General features: G+C 43.1%; 1 protein-coding gene. It reads right to left on the bottom strand.

Annotation, left to right across the window (positions count from 1 at the left end; genetic code table 11):
* Window positions 1-154: 154 nt before the first annotated feature.
* Window positions 155-334, bottom strand: a 180-nt coding sequence (locus ACO0K4_RS19635) for a hypothetical protein (RefSeq protein ID WP_422958346.1), incomplete at its 5' end; no start/stop codon positions are given.

The raw sequence follows: 334 nt of genomic DNA, 5'->3' as shown, positions 1-334 counted from the left end.
GCACGTTCAGCGCTGGCAACATCAATATTAAGCTGCTGAGCCAATACATCGTTCCACAATAATAAGGTAGGTGCAGCAACGGCACTGGGGGAATCCGGCACTGCAAAATCATCTGCAATCTGGGTATAACGAGCAACGAGTTTCATGATATTCCTTAAGCTTGGCTTGTTTGTATACCGACGCGATTATCACCTACGCTGTAAGCGATAATTAAACTTAGTGCTTGTAAACTTAAGCCGCTTTGCTGCTGTAACTCATTAAAAAATGCTTGTGCCGCAGTCAATGACTTTTTAGTTTGCAAACCGCCGTCAATTATTTTGTGAGCACGCAAATA

Origin of the sequence: Undibacterium sp. RuTC16W (genome assembly GCF_049339445.1) — a bacterium.
In the GTDB taxonomy this organism is placed as follows: Bacteria; Pseudomonadota; Gammaproteobacteria; order Burkholderiales; family Burkholderiaceae_D; genus Undibacterium.
Note: the sequence above shows the minus strand (reverse complement) of the source record. Positions and strands in the feature narration are given on the sequence as shown.